The organism is Lysobacter gummosus, assembly GCF_001442805.1.
GTDB lineage: Bacteria > Pseudomonadota > Gammaproteobacteria > Xanthomonadales > Xanthomonadaceae > Lysobacter > Lysobacter gummosus.
The window spans coordinates 477,131-497,659 of record NZ_CP011131.1 but is presented as its reverse complement, the minus strand read 5'-3'; the positions used below and the strand labels follow the sequence as shown (position 1 = coordinate 497,659).

The following is a 20,529-nucleotide window of genomic DNA, read 5'->3' as shown; positions in this document are numbered from 1 at the left end:
GATCGAAAGGTCCGGCCATCAGGCCGGCCAACGCGTCAGGATCAGGTCGAGCAACTGGTCGGCCAGTTCGGTCTTGGGCCCCGGACCGAGCGCGCGCTCGCCGCCGGCCCAATAAACGGTCAGCGCGTTGTCGTCGCTCTCGAAGCCGCTGCCGGACACGCCGACACGGTTGGCGGCGATCATGTCCACGCGTTTTTTCTCCAACTTGCCGCGCGCATAGAACTCCACGTCGTGGGTCTCGGCGGCGAAACCGACCACCACGGTCGGGCGGCGTTCGTGCACGGCGACCTCGGCCAGGATGTCGGGCGTGCGCACCAGCGCCAGGGTGAGCTGCTCTTCCTTCTTCTTGATCTTGCCCGGCGCGATCACCGCCGGCGCGTAATCGGCCACCGCCGCTGCGCCGACATAGACATCCGCCGGCAATGCCGCGATTACCGCCTCGCGCATCTGCCGCGCCGAACGCACGTCCACGCGCTGCACGCCCGGCGGCGTCTGCAGCGACACGGGACCGGCGACCAGGACGACCTGCGCGCCGCGGCGCGCCGCGGCTTCGGCGACCGCGAAACCCATCTTGCCGCTGCTGCGATTGCCGATGAAGCGCACCGGATCGATGTCTTCGAACGTCGGCCCGGCGCTGACGACGATGCGGCGACCGGCGAGGCTGGCGCCGCTCATGGGTTCACCTGCGCGAGCGCGGCGACGATGTCCAGCGGCTCCAGCAGACGCCCGGGCCCGGACTCGGGTTCGGCCATGCGGCCCTCGCCCGGGCCGAGGAAACCGACCCCGCGGCTGCGCAGCGTGGCGACATTGGCCTGGGTGGCCGGATGGCCCCACATGCGGTGGTTCATGGCCGGGGCGATCGTCACCGGGGCCTCGGACGCCAGGCACAGGGTGCTGATCAGATCGTCGGCGAACCCGTGCGCGAGCTTGGCGATCATGTCGGCGGTGGCCGGCGCGATCAAAATCCGCTGCGCCCAGCGCGCCAGTTCGATATGGCCCATCGCCAGCTCCGCGGCTTCGTCCCACAGCGAGGTGCGCACCGGCTGCCCGGACAGCGCCTGGAAGGTCGCCGCGCCGACGAAGCGGGTGGCGTTTTCGGTCATCGCCACGCGCACCTGCGCGCCGGCGTCCTGCAGTCGGCGCACCAGATCGGCGGCCTTGTAGGCGGCGATGCCGCCGCAGACGCACAGCAAGATGCGTTGGGCGTGCAGCGGCTGGGTTGAGTCTTGCGCCATGTTCGGCCGGGCTCGCTGGTTGCTTCGTGTGCCGGGTGCGGGTCGCCGCCTGCCGCCGCAGGGTCCGGCGCGGCGCGTGATGCGATCGCGACGGCGCCCGGCAATTCCCTACACCCGCTCGGGCCACTAGCTTACCCGATGGGCCGCCCGCTCCCGATTCCGGCCGTGCCGCCCGCGCTTGCACGATGCGGCCATGAGAATCCACGAATGGCCCAGCGCGGAGCGGCCGCGCGAAAAACTCCTCGCCCATGGCGCCGGCTCGCTGTCGGATGCCGAACTGCTGGCGCTGATCCTGGGCTCGGGCCTGCGCGGCCACGACGCGGTCGGCACCGCGCGGCAACTGCTGGCCGAGCACGGCCCGCTGCGCGAGCTGCTGGAGCAATCGCCGGCCAAGCTGATGCGCATGCGCGGCATCGGCACGGCCCGCGCCTGCACGCTCAAATCGGCGCTGGAGCTGGCCGCGCGCTGCCAGCTGGCGGAACTGGAGCGCGGCACCGCGCTGACCGACCCGGAGGCCGCCGGCCGCTATTTCGCCCAGCGCCTGCGCGGCCTGCCGCACGAGGTGTTCGCGGCGATGTTCCTCAACAACCGCCATCGCGTGATCGGCTTCGAGGAAATGTTCCAGGGCACCCTCAGCGGCGCCGAGGTGCATCCGCGCGAGGTGCTGCGGCGCGCGCTGCAGCGCAACGCCGCGGCGGTGATCGTCGGCCACAACCACCCCAGCGGCAACGCCGAGCCCAGCCGGGAGGATCGTGAAGTGACCCAGCGCCTCAAGCAGGCGCTGGCCCTGGTGGAGATCCGCCTGCTCGACCATTTCGTGGTCGGCGACGGCAAGCCGGTGTCGATGGCGGCGCGGGGGTGGCTGTGAGGCGAGGAAAGAGTGCAGAGGAGTGAGGAGTGAGTGAAAAGCGGCGGGTTGGGCTCTACTCACTCCTCACTCCTCTGCACTCTTTCCTCGCCCCCCGGCCCGATCGTCGAAAAAACCGCCTGCCCCAGCCTCGGCGCGGCGCCGCGCAATCGCCCGGGAACCAGGTAAAATGCCCGGTTCCGTAACGCCCTGCGAAAACGCACCCCCCGTGAAAGCCACCCTAAATGCGCTAGTCGCGCAGGCCATCGACGCCCTGCGCGCCGCCGGCACCGTCCCGGCCGACCTTCCGACGCCCGATTACGTGATCGAGCGCCCCAAGAACCGTGGGCAGGGCGACTTCTCGACCAACGCCGCGATGCTGCTGGCCAAGCCGGCGCGCAGCAATCCGCGCGAGATCGCGCAGAAGCTGCTCGACGCGCTGCCGGCCAGCGCCGACATCGCCAAGGTCGAGATCGCCGGCCCGGGCTTCATCAATTTCTATATCGACGAAGCCGCCTGGCGCCGCCAGCTCGGGGAAGTCTTCGCCCGCGGCGCCAACTACGGCCGCAACGGCAGCGGTGCGGGTCATCGCGCCGGCGTGGAATACGTCTCGGCCAATCCGACCGGCCCGCTGCATGTCGGCCACGGCCGCGCGGCGGTGATCGGCGACTGCATCGCGCGCGTGCTCGACGCCAACGGCTGGGACGTGATGCGCGAGTTCTACTACAACGACGCAGGCGTGCAGATCAACAATCTGGCCATCTCCACCCAGTTGCGCGCGCGCGGGCTCGCGCCGGGCGACGAAGGCTGGCCGGAGAACGCCTACAACGGCGACTACATCGCCGATGTGGCCCGCGCCTATCTCGACGGCGCCACGGTCGAATTCGAGAACCACGCCGTCACCGGCAAGGGCGACATCGACGATCTCGATGCGATCCGCCAGTTCGCCGTGGCCTATCTGCGCCGCGAGCAGAACGAGGACCTGGCCGCCTACGGCGTGAGCTTCGACGTCTACTTCCTGGAAAGCTCGCTGTACGAGCAAAACAAGGTCGAGGAAACCGTGCGCGAGCTGATCGCCCACGGCCACACCTACGAGGAAGGCGGCGCGCTGTGGCTGCGCTCGACCGACTTCGGCGACGACAAAGACCGCGTCATGCGCAAGTCCGACGGCACCTACACCTACTTCGTGCCGGACGTGGCCTATCACCTGAGCAAGTGGCAGCGCGGCTACGAGCGCGCGATCACCGAGCTGGGCTCCGATCACCACGGCTCGCTCGCGCGCGTGCGCGCCGGCCTGCAGGCGCTGGACCTCGGCATCCCGCAAGGTTGGCCGGAGTACGTGCTGCACCAGATGGTCACGGTGATGCGCGGCGGCGAGGAAGTGAAGCTGTCCAAGCGCGCAGGCAGTTACCTGACCCTGCGCGACCTCATCGACGAAACCGGCCGCGACGCGGTGCGCTGGTTCCTGGTCGCGCGCAAGCCCGATTCGCAGCTGACCTTCGACATCGACCTCGCCCGTTCGCAGTCGATGGACAATCCGGTCTATTACGTCCAGGTCTCGCATGCGCGCATGCACGGCCTGAGCCGCCAGCTGGCCGAGCGCGGGCTGTCCTACGATCAGGCCGACGGGCTGGCGCAGCCGCTGGACCTGAACGATGTCGCCGCGCACGAGCTGATCGTGACCGTGCTGCGCTTCCCGGACGTGGTCGCGGCCGCCGGACGCGACCTGGAGCCGCACCAGATCGCGGTTTATCTGCTGGAGTTGGCGCAGACCTTCCAGACGTATTACAACGACCACCAGTTCCTGGTCGACGACGCCCCCGTGCGCCACGCGCGCCTGGTGCTGGCGATGGCGACCCGCCAGGTTCTGGCGAACGGTCTGGAGCTATTGGGCGTCCACGCCCCGGAGGTGATGTAAGTGGCAGCACGACGCGGAAAATCGCAGGCCAAGCGCAATACCCAGAGCAACGAAAGCCTGCCCGGCTGGGCCTGGGGCGTGCTCGGACTGCTGCTGGGAGTCGTGGTGATCCTGGTCGCCCCGAAGTTCCTCAAATCCGACGGCGGCGACGGCTTCTTCCGTCCGCAGCCCAATCCCGATGCGCAACCGGCGGCGGTCACCGCCGACGAGGAATCGGTCGCCCCCGAGGGCAACAACGGCGCCAAGCCGGCCTCGCACGCGGACGCGGCCGATCCCAAGCAGGCCAAGGCCGGCAAGGGCAAGGAAAGCTCCGGCTACGACTTCTACACCCTGCTGCCGGGCAAGGAAGTCGAGATGAGCGACGCCGAACTCGCCGCCACCGAGGCCGCCGAGGAACAGCGCCGCGCCACGCAACTGCGCAAGAATCCGCAGACCGCCGCGGCGACGCCGGCCACCGCTCCGGCCACCGTCAGCCTGCCCAAGCCGGTCGATACCATCGCGCCCCCGGCGCAGCCGCCGGCCCAGGTCGCCAGCGCGACGCCGCCGAGCTCGGTCACGCCCAAGCCGCCGGCCGTGGTCGCGACCCAGGGCCCGGCCCCGGCCGCCGCGACGACCGCCAGCGCCACCACGGCGAACGCGGCCGCACCCGCCGCCGCCAATGACAACACTCGTTACCTGCTCCAGGCCGGCGCCTTCCAGGCCTCCGGCCAGGCCGAGGAAATGAAGGCCAAGATCGCCATGCTGGGCCTGGGCGCGCGGGTGGAATCGGCGCAGATCAGCGGCAAGACCGTCTACCGGGTGCGCATGGGGCCCTACGGCACCGCCGGCGACCTCGCCGACGCCAAGCGCAAGCTCGCCGACGGCGGACTGCCGGGAATGGCGATCAAGGTTCAGTAAGCCGGCGCCATCCGCACCATGGCATGACCAAGCTACAGGCCGGGCCGCAAGCCCGGCCTGTTTGTTTTACGGCTCGGGCGCGGACACCCGCGAAAGCGAAGAACGCGTCCTCCACCAGCCGGCCTAGGCGTGCCGCCACACGCACGCCGGCACCCTCGCCGATCCGCTCGGCCGACCCACGCGGATCGCAACCCGTAGTGTCGATCGCCCGCAACCGTGCGTCGGCGCGCGGCCGCCTTCCGGCGCCGCGCCCAGCGACAGCGCGACGACGGTCACCCTGCGCGCAAGCGGCCAGCCTTTAGACTTCGCCCGCTGATAGAAGTCGTTGGGGATGGGATGGACAAGCGCATTCTTCTGGGCTGCCTGAGCGCGGCAGGCATGTTGTTGCTGTTCGGAATCTGCACCAAGCTGTTCGGCCTGGACGCCCGTCAGGCGATCAGCACCGGCTTCGGCCCGATCCCGGCGATCGACGTATTCGCGGCCCTGGTGGCGATGGGCCTGGGCGGCGCGATCGCGCGTCACGCCCACTTCCGCTGGATCGCATTGCTGCTGATGGTGGCGATGTGGACGCTGACCCTGTTCACCGTCGTGTCGATGGCCCTGCCCGACAGCCCCTTGCCGATGCGCTCGATGGCCGGCGCGCTCAAGTACAACGCGGTCGCAATCGTGCTGACCCTGGCCGCGGCCTTCGGAGGCGCCCTGCTCGGCGAACGCCTGGTGCGCCGCCGCGACGGCCTGTCGATGCGCTGAGCCGGCGCAAAGCCCTTTCGCGGCATACCAACCCGCAAAATAAAAACGGCGGCATCTCATCGAGATGCCGCCGTTGTCGTCTTGGCGAAACAGCGGGCGGCGTTCGGCCCGCGCCTGCACTGTCACGCGGCTTACGCCGCGTCGCTCTCCACCGTCGCGCGCGCCCGCTTGAGCGCGATCAAGGCCGAGGTATCGGACTCGCCGAAACCGCGCTCGATCAGCTCGAAGTAATCGGCCACGGCCTGATCGATGGTGTTGGTGCGGATGCCGCTGTCGCGGGCGATGCCCTGGACGATGCGCAGGTCCTTGAGCATGTGCAGACACTTGAAGCCGGGCGCGAACTCGTCGCGCAGCATCGTCGCGCCGCGCTTTTCCAAGAACCAGTTGCTGGCCGCGCCGGCCATCAGCGTCGGCAGCAGGCGCTCGGGTTCCAGGCCGAGCTTCTCGCCCAACGCCAGCCCTTCGCACACCGCTTCGTTGATGCCCGCGACCAGGATCTGGTTGATCGCCTTGGTCGCCTGACCGGCGCCGGTGATGCCCATGTGGGTGATGCGCGCGGCGTAGCTGCCGATGATGTCGTGCACGCGTTCGAGCTGAGCTTCGTCGCCGCCGACCATGATCGACAGCTTGCCGTTGCGCGCGCCTTCCACGCCGCCGGAGACCGGCGCGTCGAGGAAACCGATGTTGTGCGCGGCCAGCATCGCCGCCGCGCGGCGCGCGGTTTCGATCGAGACGGTGGAGTGATCGACCACGATCGCGCCGGGCTTGAGCACCTCGGCCAGCGCCGCCACGTTCTCCAGCACGTCCGCGTCGAGCGACACGCACAGGATCACCACGTCGCAATCGGCGAAGTTGGCCGCCGAGCGCGCCGCACGCACTTCCAGTTCCGACGCCAGCGCGTCGGCCTTGGCCTGGGTCCGGTTGCCGACCGCGGTCAGCACCCCTTTGGCATGCACGTAACGCGCCATCGGCACGCCCATCGCTCCCAGACCGATTACCCCTGCTTTCATTTCGACCTTCTGCCCATCCGGGCGCTAAGTGTTACCCAAGCATGATGCGGCATCGCCGCGCCTGACGCGCGCCGAATACCGCGAACCGCGCCGCATCATCGCGACCGATCCGACGCGCGAACCCGGGCCTGCGCCCGTCCGCGACCGTGAAACCCCTGTTTATCCAGCGCCCCTGGACGCCTCGCCGCTACGTTCCAGGAACGTCGCCGCGCCGGCCGCGTGAGCCGGTTCGCGCCCGGCGGCCAGGGCGGCCGCTCACGCCAGCCATTCGTACACGTCGATCCGCGATGAACCCGTGAGGTGCAGCGGGTCGCCGAACGCCAGCACCCGCGCCTGCTCCAGGTCGCTGGCGCGCAGCACGTAGGCGCCGCCGCTCTTGTCGGCGAAGCCGCCGGCCAGTTCCAGCCGGCCCTGCTCGCGCAGCGCATCGAGGAACTCGCGGTGCGGGCCGATCTGATCGGTGTCGAACTGCGGCAGGCGCATGGCCATGACCAAATAACGATTCATAAGTCCCGTATCCCGGCTCAGGCCAGCGGCGCGTCGCTGAGGTAGGTGTAGCCGGTCAGACCGGTTTCCAACGCGTCTTCCAGGCGCTGCGCCTCATCGGCCGGCAAGTCCGCCGCGGCGACCTTGGAGCGGTAGGCCTCGCGCAGATCGGCCAGCTTGTAGCCGACGTAATCGAGCATGACGTCGGTGGTATCGCCGCGGCGCTGCTGGGCCAGGCGATAGCCGTCGCCGTCCACGCGCACTTCCACCGCATCGGTGTCGCCGAACAGGTTGTGGATGTCGCCGAGGATTTCCTGGTACGCGCCGACCAGGAAAAAGCCCAGCCGGTAGCTTTCGCCGGGCTTGAGCGCATGCAGCGGCAGCGAGCTGTCCAGGCCTTCGGTTTCCACGTAGGTGTCGATCTTGCCGTCGGAATCGCAGGTCAGATCGGCGATCACGCCGCGACGGTCGGGCGCCTCGTTCAAGCGCTCGATCGGCGCGATCGGGAACACCTGATCGATCGCCCACACATCGGGCATGGATTCGAACACGCTGAAATTGACGAAGTACTTATCGACCAGGCGCTCGTTGAGTTCGTCGAGCAGATCGCGATGGCTCTTCTCGCCCACGTCCAGGCGCGCGCGCACCGCGTGCGCGATGGCGTAGAACAGATCGTCGATGCGGGCGCGGTGGGTCAGGTCGATCTGGCCCAGCGCATACAGCGACAGGCCTTCGCCGTGGTGATGCTGGGCTTCGTGGAACAGCTCCACCGCCGGACGCAGGTCCAGTTCGTCGTGGATCTCGCGCAGATGGCGGATCACCGCCGGCTCGTCCTCGTGCGAGGGCGGCACGCGGCCTTCCGGCGCTTCCTCGATCTCCGACACGTTGGCCACCAGCACCGCGTGGTGCGCGGTCATCGCGCGGCCGCATTCGGTGACGATGCGCGGCGGCGTCAGGCCGTATTCCTGGCAGGCTTCCGCCAGAGGTTGAACAATATTCGACGCGTACTGGTTGACGCCGTAGTTGATCGAGCAATAGCTGCGCGAACGGGTGCCTTCGTAATCGATGCCCAGGCCGCCGCCGACGTCCATGTAGCGCACGTTGGCGCCGAGCTTGGACAGTTCGATGAAATAGCGGGTGGCCTCGCGCATGCCGTTGGCGATGTCGCGCACGTTGGAAATCTGCGAGCCCATGTGGAAATGCAGCAGGCCCAGGCAATCCTGCAGGCCGCTGTCGCGCAGCTGCTTCCACAGGTCCAGCACCTGGCGCGGGCTGAGGCCGAACTTGGCCTTGTCGCCGCCGCTGTTCTGCCACTTGCCGGCGCCCAGCGAGGCCAGCCGCATGCGCACGCCCAGGCCGGGCTTGACCCCGAGCGCGCGGGCTTCCTCGAACACCAACTGCAGTTCCGAGGGCTTCTCGACGACGATGTAGGTCTCCATGCCCAGCTTGCGCCCGATCAGGGCCAGGCGGATGTACTCGCGGTCCTTGTAGCCGTTGCAGACGATCAGCCCGCCCGGCCGGCTCAGCGCCAGCACCGCCATCAGCTCGGGCTTGCTGCCCGCTTCCAGGCCGAACCCGTCGCCGGCGTGCGAGGCCAGGGTGCCGGCCACGCCGTGGTGCTGGTTGACCTTGATCGGATACACGGCGGTGTAGCCGCCGGCGTAATCCCAGTCGCGCATGGCCTGGGCGAACGCGCCCTGCAGGTTGCCCAGGCGGTCGCCGAGGATGTCCGGGAAACGCACCAGCATCGGCAGCTTGGCGCCCTGCGCGCGGGCCGCATCCACGACCTCGGGCAGGACCACGGTCGGGCCGCGCTCGCCGCGCGGCTTGACCACGATGCGGCCGGCGTTGTCGATATCGAAGTAGCCCTCGGACCAATGCGGGATCGAATAGGTCTTGCGGGCCTGATCGAGCGACCAGTCGGACATCGGCGCGTTTTCCGGAAAAGTGTGGGGAAGGCGCATTCTACAGGCCGCGTCCGCCGCGGGGGCCGCCACGGCGGCCGGCGCCGGCGGCGTTGCGCGGCTTGGCGGCCGGATCGGCAAAACCGGGCGCTTCCGGGCCCATCGCGCGACGTGTGTTCATATGCGTCCGCTACAATCCGCGCCCCAAGCCCGGCCCTCGCCGGGCCCCGCCGGCCGGGCCCGCCCGCGCCCTCATCCCAGGCTGGCCGACCCAGCGATATCGCTTCGAAGGAGCAAGCGCATGAATGTTGATGCTAAGTGGCACTACGAGAACTTCGAACCCACCGGTTCGTCCATCGGCTATCGCATCACCCGCAAGCTCGATGAGGTGCAGTCGCCGTTCCAGAAGATCGAGATCTTCGAGACGACCGACTGGGGCAATCTGATGCTGATCGACGGCGCGGTGATGCTGACCACGCGCGACAACTTCCTCTATCACGAGATGATGTCGCACCCGGCGCTGTTCACCCACGCCGCGCCCAAGAACGTGGTCATCATCGGCGGCGGCGACTGCGGCACCTTGCGCGAAGTGCTCAAGCACGACGGCGTGGTCGAGGCGGTGCAGTGCGACATCGACGAGCAAGTCACGCGCATGGCCGAGAAGTGGTTCCCGGAGCTGTGCGACCGCAACGACGACCCGCGCGCGCAGCTGTTGTTCGACGACGGCATCGCCTACATGGCCAACCGACCGGCCGGCAGCGTGGACATCGTCATCGTCGATTCCACCGACCCGGTCGGCCCGGCCGAAGGCCTGTTCAACAAGTCCTTCTACGAAAGCTGCTTCCGCGCCCTGCGCGAGGACGGCATCCTGGTCCAGCAGTCCGAGTCGCCGCTGATGCTGCTCAAGCTGATCCAGGAAATGCGCGGCGAGATGGGCAAGGCCGGCTTTGCCACCTTCAAGACCCTGCCGTTCCCGCAGCCGTGCTACCCGACCGGCTGGTGGAGCTGCACCCTGGCGCGCAAGGCCGGCGGTTTCGAATTCCGCGAAGCCGATGCCAAGGGCAAGAGCTTCGACAGCAAGTACTACAACGCCGGCATTCACCACGGCGCGCTGTCGACGCCGGCGTTCGTGGCGCAGGCGTTGGGCGAGTAAATCGTCGCTTGCCGCACCCAACAAAAAGCCCCGCAACCGCGGGGCTTTTTTATCGCCGAAGCCAATTACTCCCAACCCCTCGCAATCCTTCCTCAACGGGTTCCCCCCTTTGAAAAAGGGTGAAGGGCCGCGCTTGCGAACCGCAGATTCGCGCGGCACTGAACGCCCGCAGGCTATGCCTGCGGGCCGGAGGGCCAGGGGGGATTCGCTTTTGCTTCACCAAGATCCCCGCGAGCGCCAGCCAATCCCCCGGCGCAGCCGCTTCATCGCCACCAACGCTTTCGCAAGCGCCAGCCCACTTTTTCAAAGGGGGCGCAATTACGCGGTGCTGGCTTACATCGAGGAACCAAACAACCTCGCCACCCCGACATTGAGCGCATACCCGCCCACCGTCAGCACGCAGAACAAAATCGCCGCCAACACCATAGGCTTCGCCCCAGCCTGCTTGATCGCGCCCACATGCGTGCGCAGCCCCAGCGCGGCCATCGCCATCGCCAACAGCACCGTGTCGATCTGGATAATCGCCGCCTTCCACGCCGCCGGCAGCAGATGCAGCGAATTGAGCCCGCTGACCGCCACGAACAACAGCGCGAACCACGGAATCACGATCTTCGACTTCGCCTCGCCCTCGCCGGCCGGCGCGCCGATGCGCGAAGACAACAGCAGCAGGAACGGCGCCAGCAGCATCACCCGCAGCATCTTCTCGATCACCGCCGCCGAGGCCGCCGATTCGCCGATCGCGCGACCGGCGACGACCACCTGCGCGACTTCGTGAATGGTCGAGCCGGCGTACACGCCGTAAGCGTGCTCGCTCAAGCCCAGGTACGGATACAGCCAGGGATACACGAACATGCCGACCGTGCCGAACACCACCACGGTCGCGACCGCGACCGACACCTTGTGCGCCTGGCCGCGCACCACCGGCTCGGTCGCCATCACCGCCGCCGCGCCGCAGATCGCGCTGCCGGCGCCGATCAGCATCGAGGTCTCGCGGTCCAGCTTGAGCCAGCGCGTGCCGATCCAGGTCGCCAGACCGAACACGCTGGCCACCACCACCACGTCGATCGCCAGCCCGGCGACGCCGACCCCGGCGATCTCCTGGAACGTCACCCGGAAGCCGTACAGCACGATGCCCAGCCGCAGCAGCGTGCTCTTGCTGAAGTCCACGCCGCTGCCGGCGGCCGCCGCGATCGACGGGAACACGGTATTGCCCACCGCGATGCCCAGCACGATCGCCAGGGTCAGCGCGCTGAGTCCGAACGACTGCAGCGCCGGCATCGAGGCCAGGCCCATCGCCGCCGCCGCGATCACCGCCGCCAGGCCCAGCCCGGGCCAGAACCCGCGCTGCTGGTAGGCGCTGCGGGCGACGGGGGCGGGCGAAATCGGGTTCAGGGCGGACATTGGCACATATTCGGTGACGGTGGCGCAGGCAAATTAGGCCCGCGCAGCCAGGGAGTCCAATACATATAATTCAGGTATCCATGAGTTGGACTCATACGATGAACCTGCACCTGCTGCGCGTATTCCTCACTGTGGTCGAGCAACAGGGCTTCTCGCGCGCGGCCGAAACCTTGTTCGTCAGCCAGTCGGCGGTGTCCAAGGCGGTGCGCGAACTCGAACACCAACTGGACCTGCCGCTGATCGAGCGCACCGGCAACGACGGCAAGGCCGTGCGCGGCGGTGCCGGCGGCATCGCCCTGACCGATCACGGCCGCGCCGTGTTCGAGCACGCGCGGGCGATCTTCGCCCTGGAGCGCATCGCCATCGAAGACGTGCGCGACCGCGTCGAACTGCGTCAGGGCCGGCTGCGCATCGGCGCCAGCACCACCGTCGCCGCGTACTGGCTGCCGCAGCAGCTCGGCCCGTTCGTGCGCCGGCATGCGGCGCTGGCGACCGAACTGGTGGTCGGCAACACAGAGGAAATCAGCCGCGCGGTGATCGACTGCGCGGTCGATGTCGGCTTCGTCGAAGGCGCGGTCGCCGACGCGCGCATCGCCGCGACCGTGTGGCGCAGCGAACCGCTGCGGCTGATCGCTTCGGCCGACAATCCCTTGGGCGCCAAGCGCCGCGCCTCGATCGCCGAACTCGGCCGTCAGACCTGGCTGCTGCGCGAACACGGCTCGGGCACGCGCCAGGTCGCGCAATCGCTGTTCGCCTCGCGCGGCATCGCGCCGGCGCGGGTGATCGAGATCGGCAGCAACGAAGCGATCGCGCGCGCGGTCGCCGCCGGCGCGGGCGTCGCCCTGTTGCCGGCGACCGTGGTCGCCGATCTGATCCTGATGCAGCGCGTGCGCGCGATCGCCTTGAGCGACGAAGACACCCTGACCCGGCCGCTGTACCGGCTGGAACTGGTCAACCGCCCGCGCTCGCCGGCGCTGCAGGCGTTTTTGGATGAAGAAGATTGAGCGCGGGCGAGTCTGCCACGCGCTGAAACAAGCGAACGCCAAGCGCAAGCCACGAAATCTGTTGTGAGAGGCAGCTTCAGCCCCGACCGCTAACCATCCGATCGCGCCACAACCGGCAACGATTCACCGCGGCATCCAACGCCCGACCTTACAGCGCATCACCATCAAGCTCGCCGGTACGAATACGCACCGCCCGCTCCAGATCCCACACGAAAATCTTGCCATCGCCGATCTTGCCGGTGCCGGCCGCCTTCATGATCGCCTCGACCACGGTATCGACCAGATCGTCGGTCACCGCCACTTCCAGCTTGATCTTGGGCAGGAAATCGACCACGTACTCGGCGCCGCGATACAACTCGGTGTGCCCCTTCTGGCGGCCGAAGCCCTTGACCTCGGTCGCGGTGATCCCGGCCACGCCGGCCTCGGCCAGCGCCTCGCGCACATCGTCGAGCTTGAACGGCTTGATCACCGCCATGACCATCTTCATTCGTCTGTCTCCGCACCGCCTGTCGATTCGCGCGCAGGATAGCGCGCCGCCCCGCCGCCACCTAGCCGGCACGTTCGCCGCGTCGCTGCCTGCCGCTTGCCGCGCCTGAGCGGACCGCCGGTCGGGCGGCGTTCACATCGTCTGCGCAGCCGGCGTTGGACGATCTTGCAACGCCATATGAAGTACCGACCCGTGCGAAGCCCAGAACGCTTGCGGGCGTCGGCGGCGCCGTGATGTAGTGACCGCGTCATCCACTTCGGACTTTTCCGACAGCGCGCCACGGCCCCAGCCGACGGCGTCGCCCCGGTCCGGCGGTCAAGCTGACCCCAACACCGGAGGAGCTTTCTCTACATGATCGACCTGAACCATATCGACGACCTTGCCCGCCGCCTCAGTTCCCTGCTTCCGCCGGGCCTGCGCGAAGGCCGCGAGGAAATGCAGCAGAACTTCAAGTCCGTACTGCAGACCGGGCTGTCCAAGCTCGACCTGGTCACCCGCGAGGAATTCGAAGTCCAGCGCGCGGTGCTGCTGCGCACGCGCGAGAAACTCGACGAACTGCAGCGCACCGTAGCCGAGCTCGAAGCCCAGCTCGACAACGCCTCCGCGCCCCAGCACTGAGTCCGCCCTCATGAACCTGGCCCTCGTGCACAGCCGTGCGCGATCGGGGGTCCGCGCGCCCGCGGTTCGGGTCGAAGTGCATCTGGCCGGCGGTTTGCCGAGCATGTCCATCGTCGGCTTGCCGGAAGCGGCGGTGCGCGAAGCCAAGGACCGGGTGCGCGCGGCGATCCAATGCGCGCAGTTCGAATTCCCGCAGCGCCGCATCACCGTCAATCTGGCTCCGGCCGATCTGCCCAAGGACGGCGGCCGCTACGACCTGGCGATCGCGCTCGGCATCCTCGCCGCCAGCGGCCAGATTCCGCTGGAACCCTTGCGCGACTGCGAATTCCTCGGCGAACTCGGCCTGACCGGCGAGTTGCGCGCGATCGACGGCGTGTTGCCGGCCGCGCTCGCCGTCGCCGATGCCGGCCGCCGCCTGATCGTCCCGGCCGGCAACGGCGCCGAGGCGGCGCTGGCCAGCCAAGTGGAAGCGCGCACCGGCCGCACCTTGCTGGAAGTCTGCGCGATGCTGTGCGGCCGCAGCGAATTGCCGCTTGCCGTCGCGCCGCCGCTGCAGCGCGCGCCGTGCCCGGACATGGTCGATGTGCGCGGCCAGGCGCAGGCGCGGCGCGCGCTGGAAATCGCCGCGGCCGGCGGCCATCACCTGTTGCTGATCGGCCCGCCCGGCTGCGGCAAGACCTTGCTGGCCTCGCGCCTGCCCGGCTTGTTGCCCGAAGCCAGCGAAGCCGAAGCACTGGAAACCGCCGCGATCGCCTCGGTCAGCGGCGCCGCGCACGGCCGCGGCCTGGACCCTTCGCGCTGGCGCCAACGTCCGTTCCGCGCGCCGCACCACACCGCCAGCGCGGTGGCCCTGGTCGGCGGCGGCGCCGATCCGCGTCCGGGCGAAATCTCGCTCGCGCACCAGGGCGTGCTGTTTCTCGACGAGTTGCCAACTATCCAGAGTTGGAGACAGGCGTCCATATCTCTGGAAATTACCACCTAAGTGGCTTGATTTTGTTGGTGATTCACGCACAAAAAAGGGCTTGAATCCGATCCACACCCTTCATTGGATGAAGGGGCGCGGGAGGGCTCTGATCGAGCGTCCTTCATCGCGCGAAAGTTTGCGTAACTTTGGTCCGGAAGGATCCGTGCTGGGGTGGGTCGCATGAATACGCCCCCTGCGCCCTGCCACCGCTTCCCGAATCTGCCCTGTGCTCGACTCGGGGCTCGCTTCGCCTTCCGCCTTGCCCTCCTGATCAGGAGGCTGTCATGACGGCGCGCATTTACCGATGGCCCGGGGCGCTGGTGCCGCCCCCGTTGGCCCCGAGCCTGGGCCCGCCCACCTCGCCGCCGACCGGGGCCGGTCCAGTAGCGGTGCCCAAGCCACGCCGCAAACCCAAAGCGCCCGCGCTGCCGGCGGTGCCAACGCCTGCCCGCCCGCCCCGTGAACTGACCGAGCAAGAGCAGGCCCTGCAGGACAAGATGCTGCGGGCCTACTACGAGGGCCGGCGCCCGTCCCGCAACCATGCCAAGAGTTCGATCCAGAACGACCAGATCGCCGTGCGCCAGTTGCTGGCCTTCATCGGCCAGCCGCTATGGGAACTCACCGAAAACGACTTCGAGGTTTGGTCGGCCCACTTAGGCCTGACGAAAGGCGATGCGCCGCGTACGCAGCGACGCAAGCAGACCGCCATTGCCACCTTACTGCGCTATCTGAGCCGCAACCTGGCCCTGCAGAACGAGGCGCGAGCCATGGGCGGAGAGCTTCGCGAAATCGCTCACAGCGAAAATCGCGTGGTCCACACCACCGACCAAGCGCCCAAACGCCATCGTCGCTACCTGAGCGCGATGGAGTTTCAAGAAGTGGTGCAGGTGCTGGATGTGGCGATCGAGTTGGCCATTCGCTCTAAACCACGCTGCGTGCGAACCCTGCTTCGCGACAAGGCGATGTTCAACACCTACTACGCTTTCGGTTTACGCATGTCGGAAGGGCACGCTCTCAATGTAACGAGCTTCCGCGCCAACCCGGATATCCGTGAATTGGGTCGGTTCGGGTTTGCCGACGTGTACGGCAAAGGCAGCAACGGCAGCGGGCCACGGTTCCGCTCCATCCCGGCCATCAATCCGTCCATTCGCGAAGTACTGGAATGGTACTTGACTGTGGTGCGGCCGCTGTTCCCGCCGCGGGACCTGGAAGAGCCCGCCATGTGGCTGTCCGAACAGGGCACGCGTCTGTGCCGCTCGGAAATCGACACAAGGTTCAAACAATTGCTGCAGGTGTGCGGCATTGACCCCTCGACTATGTCCACGCACGGGCTGCGTCACATGTCGGTCTCCCACGAAGCCGAGGCCAATGTGCCGTTGCATTTCACTCAGCAACGGCATGGCCACGCCCATGCCTCCACCACTCAGGTCTACACGCATCTCCCCGAGGCCTTCATCCGTGATCGGGCTCGGCAATTGGTCAAGCAACACCTGAAAAAGAAGGAGTCGACATGATAGACCCACCCTCTTCCCTGCCACGTGTGTTCTGGCGACTGCGTGAGGTCATGACCGAACGCGGCGTACCCAGCGTGGCCGCCCTGCGTCGTCTTCTTAAAAACCACTACCCGTTCATCTCCGAGGTGCAGTTGGGACGAGTGGTAAATCACGTGCCCGAACGGATGAACATGGCGCTGTTGATTGCGCTGTGCCATGCACTGGAGTGCACACCGAGCGACCTCTTGCACTGGGGTACCTGCGTACCCGCCTCGCCTAACGACAAGCCGACACGTGCGCATAAACCGGCGCGTGAACCGTCCATGGAAGACATCGCGCGACTCAAGGGTCCGGCCTTCACGGTCTTCACCTCGGAGCGCAAGGAGAACGCATCATGAGTTCGCCTGATCAGTTCCGCGTGTCCTGCGGAAAGTGCCAAGCTCCGTTGGCCAAAGGCCAACGTATCTACTTAGGCGTAGTGTATTGCGGAGGCTGCTACCACAAGCACTTCATCCCCTCGACCTGCACACGGTGCGGCCGCTCTGCGCGCATCTTGAAAGATGAAGCACCGCACGCATGCCCCACGTGTCTACGTCATGCGCGCTGGGAAGGCAAGCCGTGCACCCGCTGCAAGCGGCCCATTCGCACGTTTGGTATCGAACTGGACGATGGGTGTCTGTTCTGTCTGTCCTGTAAGAAGTACGCGGTGCCGCCGCAGCTTTGCCCCGGCTGCAACGAGTTCAAACAGGATCTGGGGCGCGATGTGCGACGGGGCGTCACCGAACCGGTATGCGGGCAGTGTCGTCACCGATTGGGCAAGGCGGAGAACTGCGCAGGCTGTCGCCGTCCGCGCTTCATCGCCGGCGAACGGGACGGCAAGAGGTTGTGCGCCAATTGCCTGCCCACCGGTACGCCGCCGATCGTTACCTGCAGCGATTGCCACAAGCCCAAGTTCCACTTCGGCAGTGGCCGCTGTGAGGACTGCGCGTGGCGCCGGATCCACAGCCGGTTACTCACTCGGTTGTATGCACAGGTTCCCGCGGCCTGGGCGCGCGATCTGATGACCGAATACTACCAATTGCTGCGCGACCAGATCGCGCACGGCACCTTGAGCAAGAGCTTGCGCCATGACGTGGTCTTCTTCGCGGCGCTGTCGCCCCACTTCTCCTCGGCCGACGCCCTGACCGGCGTGCTGGTCGTGCGCAAGCTCGGCCATGAATTCCTGGCCCGGTACGGTCGGGTGATGTCCTTCCTCAACATCACCGGTTACATCACCACCTACCAGGATCCGGACTACGAACTGGAGTGGCACCTAAGCCGTATCCGGTCCTATACCGCTCGCGGTCCTGCGTGGTCGCACGCGGCCATGGACCGGTTCCTGTCCCATATGTTGCACAAGCGGGATCTGTCGCTGGATCGGTCCACACGCCGCACCGTTCCCATCAAACCGAAGTCGATGGAGTCGGCGGTCCGCGCCGCGGTGGCGTTCCTGACCTATGCCGCCGCCGAAGGCGCCACCAGTCTGCCGGAGGTCTCGCAGGAGCATTTGGAGCTTTTCCTGGGACGACACCGCAACTATCGTCTGCGCATCCGCGCCCTGGTGCGCTACCTGCGCCGGCACGAGCGTACGTTCCAGAAGCTGAGCGTGCCGGCAAGCAAGCACGAGTTTTCCCTCAAGCACGCCTTGTCCGATCAGGTCCGGCTTGATCTGATTGACACGTTGGGTCTGAGCACGACCATCGTGGATGTGCGTTGGTCGCTGGTCAGTCTGTTCGCCCTCATCTATGCCCAACCGGCGCACAAGAGCGTGGCGCTGCCTCTGGAAGCGGTTCGCATGGGCGCCGAGGGGCTATACGAGGTGCGCTTTGCCAAGGTCTGGCTTCCCATGGATGAGGTCACGCACCACTTATTGGCGCGCTGGTTGTCGATGCGACGGGAGAATTCCTGCTTTGAGCGCAACGGTGAAAGCCTGTACCTGTTCCCGGGCCGGCAAGCGGGCTCGCACATACGCTCGGACACCTTCACGAAATGGTTGACACCCAAGCGCCTGACCACGCGCGCCCTGGTCACCACGTCCTTGGTGCAATGGGCCATCGCCGATCCCGGCTCTCCCCGGATCCTGGTCGACGCGTTGGGCGTCAGTCGGGTGACGGCCACCACGTACTGCCAGCAACTGGGCATGCAGGTGCGCGCGCACACGCGACATGCCTTCGATACGAGGGCCTGACACATGTGGCACATCTACCTGCTTGAGTGCGTTGATGGCTCAACCTATACGGGTATCGCCACCGACGTCGATGCACGCTACCGTCTGCACGTCCTAGGGAGCGCGGCCCAATACACGCGGAATCACCCGCCTCGTGCTCTCATCGCCGCTCTACCGGTCGGCACGCGCGCGCAGACAAGCCGCCTTGAGAGGCGCATCAAACACTGGTCCAAGGCGCGAAAACTGGCCTTCTTCCAGCCGTATACCACTGATTGGCGATCGTACTGTTCATGCGCTCCGTCTGAACCGCTAGATTCCCCAGCACCCGAGTTGCGCGAACCCCTCAACCGACACACAGAGGCCGTGCAACGCGTTGCTACGACGCAAGCCGAGATATGGGCAATTCTCCGACGGCGCGTGCCTTCGTTGACGCAATCCACGCTCCGCTGTGGACTCAGCGAGGACGATGCAGCGCGTTGGGCGTGCTTCTGGATCGATGAACTAGACGGATCCCCCGCCGATCTGATCGCACATGGCCAAGCCGACAAAGTACTGGCCTATGTCCTGCGGGCAACGCATCGACTGTAGCCGACGTCGCCTGTCGAAGAGCGAGGGTGCGACCGTTTCTTGCCGGCCTTTCTCTTTCTGTCGAGAGTAGGTTGGCTTCATTCCGGAGCCACCATCGGCGTCTCATGAATTCTCCTGAAGAACGGTCATGGCATCTGAGTCAAACCATTTTCGGTCCTTGCGGCCTGGCGCGAGAAGCCACGACTTCTCGGCGTCTGGCACGAACCGGCCAACGTCTTGAATCGCCCAGGTTTTTGTAGACAGTCGTCAGCCGTTTAGTGCGTACCGCCTTTCAAACTCTATCGGGGACAGGCCATTGTTGGAACTGTGCCGTCGTTTGGGGTTGTAGAACAGCTCGATGTAATCGAACACATCGCCTCGTGCTTTGTCATGGGTATGGTAGATCCGTTGCTTAACCCGTTCGCGCTTGAGCAACTGGAAGAAGCTTTCCATCGCGGCGTTGTCGTGACAGTTACCGCGTCGGCTCATGCTGCACACGATGCCGTGGGCCTTCAAAAAGCTCTGCCAGTCTTCGCTCGTGAACTGACTGCCTTGATCCGAGTGCAAGAGCAAACCAGGCGCGGGCTTGCGTCGCCACACCGCCGCTAGCAGCGCCTGCAGCACCAGATCGGAGTGCTGCGTTGGACGCGTGGCCCAGCCCACGATCCTGCGGGAGAACAGATCGAGCACGACGGCCAAGTACAAGAAGCCTTCGTGGGTGCGAATGTAGGTGATGTCGGTCACCCAGGCCCGATTGGGTTCTTGCGCTGTGAACTCACGCGCCAGCACGTTGTTGGCGACGGCGCCGATCGGCCCGCTCAACGGCCGCGGCCGCCGGCCGTAGCCCACCATGGCGCGCAGCCCTTCTTGCTTCATCAAACGCGCAACGCGGTGTTTGCTGCACGTTTCACCCAACTCGCGCAGGTCCGTGGTGATCTTGCGATGGCCGTAGATCGAGCCGCTTTCCAACCAACTGTGCTTGATCAATCCCAACAGACGTTGGTCGTCGCGTGCACGCGCACTGGCCGGCGCGTGAAGCCAAGCGTAGTAACCGCTGCGGTTTATGCCCAAGACACGGCACATTGCGGCCAGGCCGAACTCGTCGGCGTGCTGCTTCATGAAGGCGTACTTCACCTTTACCCCTTGGCAAAGTACGCGGCGGCTTTTTTTAGGATGTCTCGTTCTTCAGTCACGCGCCGAAGTTCTGCCTTCAGGCGTCGCACGTCCGCGTTCTGATCTTTTTCCACACGACGAACCACATCGCTTTTGCCTTGCTGACGCCGCCAGCCGTACAGGCTGTGCACCGACACGCCCAGGCGCTCGGCTACTTCGGCCACCGGCCGCCCGTACTCCACGATCTGACGGACCGCTTCGATCTTGAACTCATCGGTGTATCGCTTCGCGCTCATAACCACCTCCACTTAAGCCATAGTTTATGGCTGCGAGATGTCTACGAAACCCTGGGCGATTCACTTCGGGTTTGGAGGGAATCAGCTGGTTCACTGGGGAGGGCATGTTGAAGCCCGGTTTCCTGCAGCCGGAACTCTCGCAACGCCGTGGCGCTGGCGCCTCGCCGGTGCAGAGAACTT

Annotated in this window: 17 protein-coding genes and 2 pseudogenes; 12 read left to right on the top strand and 7 right to left on the bottom strand. The window is 66.6% G+C overall.

Annotated features, from left to right (window positions below; all coding sequences use genetic code 11):
- Positions 1-18: 18 nt before the first annotated feature.
- Positions 19-1,235: pseudogene (coaBC, locus tag LG3211_RS01955) on the bottom strand (bifunctional phosphopantothenoylcysteine decarboxylase/phosphopantothenate--cysteine ligase CoaBC).
- Positions 1,236-1,428: 193 nt separating this feature from the next.
- Here coaBC and radC point away from each other — a divergent pair.
- The 4 genes from radC to LG3211_RS01935 all read left to right on the top strand — a co-directional run bounded on the left by radC (position 1,429) and on the right by LG3211_RS01935 (position 5,647).
- Positions 1,429-2,103, top strand: coding sequence for a RadC family protein (gene radC, locus LG3211_RS01950; protein WP_057941370.1), 675 nt, complete (start codon positions 1,429-1,431; stop codon positions 2,101-2,103).
- A gap of 208 nt (positions 2,104-2,311) precedes the next feature.
- On the top strand, positions 2,312-4,000 hold the full coding sequence (argS, locus tag LG3211_RS01945) for an arginine--tRNA ligase (RefSeq protein WP_057941369.1): 1,689 nt from the start codon (positions 2,312-2,314) through the stop codon (positions 3,998-4,000).
- Positions 4,001-4,897 (top strand): SPOR domain-containing protein, encoded by an 897-nt coding sequence (locus LG3211_RS01940; protein ID WP_057941368.1) that lies wholly within the window; start codon positions 4,001-4,003, stop codon positions 4,895-4,897.
- Positions 4,898-5,233: 336 nt separating this feature from the next.
- Entirely contained in the window at positions 5,234-5,647 is a 414-nt protein-coding gene (locus tag LG3211_RS01935) for a hypothetical protein (protein WP_057941367.1), read from the top strand.
- Positions 5,648-5,778: 131 nt separating this feature from the next.
- Here LG3211_RS01935 and LG3211_RS01930 read toward each other — a convergent pair whose 3' ends face one another.
- The 3 genes from LG3211_RS01930 to speA form a co-directional block, all read right to left on the bottom strand.
- The gene (locus LG3211_RS01930) at positions 5,779-6,657 is read right to left on the bottom strand and encodes an NAD(P)-dependent oxidoreductase (RefSeq protein WP_057941366.1); all 879 of its coding nucleotides are present in this window, start codon (positions 6,655-6,657) and stop codon (positions 5,779-5,781) included.
- Positions 6,658-6,912: 255 nt separating this feature from the next.
- A complete protein-coding gene (locus LG3211_RS01925) occupies positions 6,913-7,164 on the bottom strand; it encodes a YciI family protein (protein ID WP_057941365.1) in 252 nt (83 codons plus the stop codon).
- 17 nt (positions 7,165-7,181) lie between these two features.
- Positions 7,182-9,071 (bottom strand): arginine decarboxylase, encoded by a 1,890-nt coding sequence (speA, locus tag LG3211_RS01920; RefSeq protein ID WP_057941364.1) that lies wholly within the window; start codon positions 9,069-9,071, stop codon positions 7,182-7,184.
- 277 nt (positions 9,072-9,348) lie between these two features.
- Between speA and speE the strand changes: the two genes are divergently transcribed.
- Positions 9,349-10,200 carry a polyamine aminopropyltransferase gene (gene speE, locus LG3211_RS01915; RefSeq protein WP_057941363.1) on the top strand — a complete coding sequence of 284 codons (852 nt, stop codon included), beginning with the start codon at positions 9,349-9,351 and terminating at the stop codon, positions 10,198-10,200.
- Positions 10,201-10,533: 333 nt separating this feature from the next.
- Here the strand turns inward: speE and LG3211_RS01910 are convergent, their stop codons facing one another.
- Positions 10,534-11,601: a YeiH family protein gene (locus LG3211_RS01910; protein WP_057941362.1), complete on the bottom strand. Its 1,068-nt coding sequence runs from the start codon at positions 11,599-11,601 to the stop codon at positions 10,534-10,536.
- 98 nt (positions 11,602-11,699) lie between these two features.
- On the opposite strand from LG3211_RS01910, the gene LG3211_RS01905 reads away from it, so the two are divergent.
- On the top strand, positions 11,700-12,605 hold the full coding sequence (locus LG3211_RS01905) for a LysR substrate-binding domain-containing protein (protein ID WP_057941361.1): 906 nt from the start codon (positions 11,700-11,702) through the stop codon (positions 12,603-12,605).
- 148 nt (positions 12,606-12,753) lie between these two features.
- Here the strand turns inward: LG3211_RS01905 and LG3211_RS01900 are convergent, their stop codons facing one another.
- The gene (locus tag LG3211_RS01900; RefSeq protein WP_057941360.1) at positions 12,754-13,092 is read right to left on the bottom strand and encodes a P-II family nitrogen regulator; all 339 of its coding nucleotides are present in this window, start codon (positions 13,090-13,092) and stop codon (positions 12,754-12,756) included.
- 351 nt (positions 13,093-13,443) lie between these two features.
- Between LG3211_RS01900 and ubiK the strand changes: the two genes are divergently transcribed.
- From ubiK to LG3211_RS27355, 6 genes and pseudogenes are all read left to right on the top strand, one after another.
- On the top strand, positions 13,444-13,710 hold the full coding sequence (gene ubiK / locus LG3211_RS01895) for a ubiquinone biosynthesis accessory factor UbiK (RefSeq protein ID WP_057941359.1): 267 nt from the start codon (positions 13,444-13,446) through the stop codon (positions 13,708-13,710).
- A gap of 10 nt (positions 13,711-13,720) precedes the next feature.
- A pseudogene (locus LG3211_RS01890) lies at positions 13,721-14,677 on the top strand (YifB family Mg chelatase-like AAA ATPase); the annotation flags it as partial.
- Positions 14,678-14,958: 281 nt separating this feature from the next.
- A complete protein-coding gene (locus tag LG3211_RS01885; protein ID WP_057941358.1) occupies positions 14,959-16,188 on the top strand; it encodes a tyrosine-type recombinase/integrase in 1,230 nt (409 codons plus the stop codon).
- A gap of 50 nt (positions 16,189-16,238) precedes the next feature.
- A complete protein-coding gene (locus LG3211_RS24645; protein ID WP_187313119.1) occupies positions 16,239-16,565 on the top strand; it encodes a helix-turn-helix domain-containing protein in 327 nt (108 codons plus the stop codon).
- Positions 16,562-18,394: a hypothetical protein gene (locus tag LG3211_RS01880; RefSeq protein ID WP_148648704.1), complete on the top strand. Its 1,833-nt coding sequence runs from the start codon at positions 16,562-16,564 to the stop codon at positions 18,392-18,394. Before LG3211_RS24645 ends, LG3211_RS01880 begins: the two co-directional genes overlap by 4 nt.
- A 3-nt stretch (positions 18,395-18,397) precedes the next feature.
- Complete coding sequence (locus LG3211_RS27355; protein WP_083512246.1) at positions 18,398-18,961, top strand: GIY-YIG nuclease family protein; 564 nt, start codon at positions 18,398-18,400, stop codon at positions 18,959-18,961.
- A gap of 246 nt (positions 18,962-19,207) precedes the next feature.
- Here LG3211_RS27355 and LG3211_RS01875 read toward each other — a convergent pair.
- Positions 19,208-20,349 (bottom strand): IS3 family transposase gene (locus tag LG3211_RS01875; RefSeq protein WP_148648703.1). Its coding sequence is split into 2 segments (ribosomal slippage): positions 19,208-20,112 and positions 20,112-20,349, totalling 1,143 coding nucleotides; the frame shifts between segments, so codons are not numbered across the junction.
- Positions 20,350-20,529: the final 180 nt, after the last annotated feature.

Bases quoted from the DNA above. Each gene is read 5' to 3' on its own strand.
- LG3211_RS01910 (WP_057941362.1), bottom strand. From the start codon at position 11,601: ATGTCCGCCCTGAACCCGATTTCGCCCGCCCCCGTCGCCCGCAGCGCC.
- radC (WP_057941370.1), top strand. From the start codon at position 1,429: ATGAGAATCCACGAATGGCCCAGCGCGGAGCGGCCGCGCGAAAAACTC.
- LG3211_RS01880 (WP_148648704.1), top strand. From the start codon at position 16,562: ATGAGTTCGCCTGATCAGTTCCGCGTGTCCTGCGGAAAGTGCCAAGCT.
- LG3211_RS01905 (WP_057941361.1), top strand. From the start codon at position 11,700: ATGAACCTGCACCTGCTGCGCGTATTCCTCACTGTGGTCGAGCAACAG.
- LG3211_RS01930 (WP_057941366.1), bottom strand. From the start codon at position 6,657: ATGAAAGCAGGGGTAATCGGTCTGGGAGCGATGGGCGTGCCGATGGCG.
- LG3211_RS01935 (WP_057941367.1), top strand. From the start codon at position 5,234: ATGGACAAGCGCATTCTTCTGGGCTGCCTGAGCGCGGCAGGCATGTTG.
- LG3211_RS01900 (WP_057941360.1), bottom strand. From the start codon at position 13,092: ATGAAGATGGTCATGGCGGTGATCAAGCCGTTCAAGCTCGACGATGTG.
- speA (WP_057941364.1), bottom strand. From the start codon at position 9,071: ATGTCCGACTGGTCGCTCGATCAGGCCCGCAAGACCTATTCGATCCCG.
- speE (WP_057941363.1), top strand. From the start codon at position 9,349: ATGAATGTTGATGCTAAGTGGCACTACGAGAACTTCGAACCCACCGGT.
- ubiK (WP_057941359.1), top strand. From the start codon at position 13,444: ATGATCGACCTGAACCATATCGACGACCTTGCCCGCCGCCTCAGTTCC.
- LG3211_RS01885 (WP_057941358.1), top strand. From the start codon at position 14,959: ATGACGGCGCGCATTTACCGATGGCCCGGGGCGCTGGTGCCGCCCCCG.
- LG3211_RS24645 (WP_187313119.1), top strand. From the start codon at position 16,239: ATGACCGAACGCGGCGTACCCAGCGTGGCCGCCCTGCGTCGTCTTCTT.
- LG3211_RS01925 (WP_057941365.1), bottom strand. From the start codon at position 7,164: ATGAATCGTTATTTGGTCATGGCCATGCGCCTGCCGCAGTTCGACACC.
- LG3211_RS27355 (WP_083512246.1), top strand. From the start codon at position 18,398: ATGTGGCACATCTACCTGCTTGAGTGCGTTGATGGCTCAACCTATACG.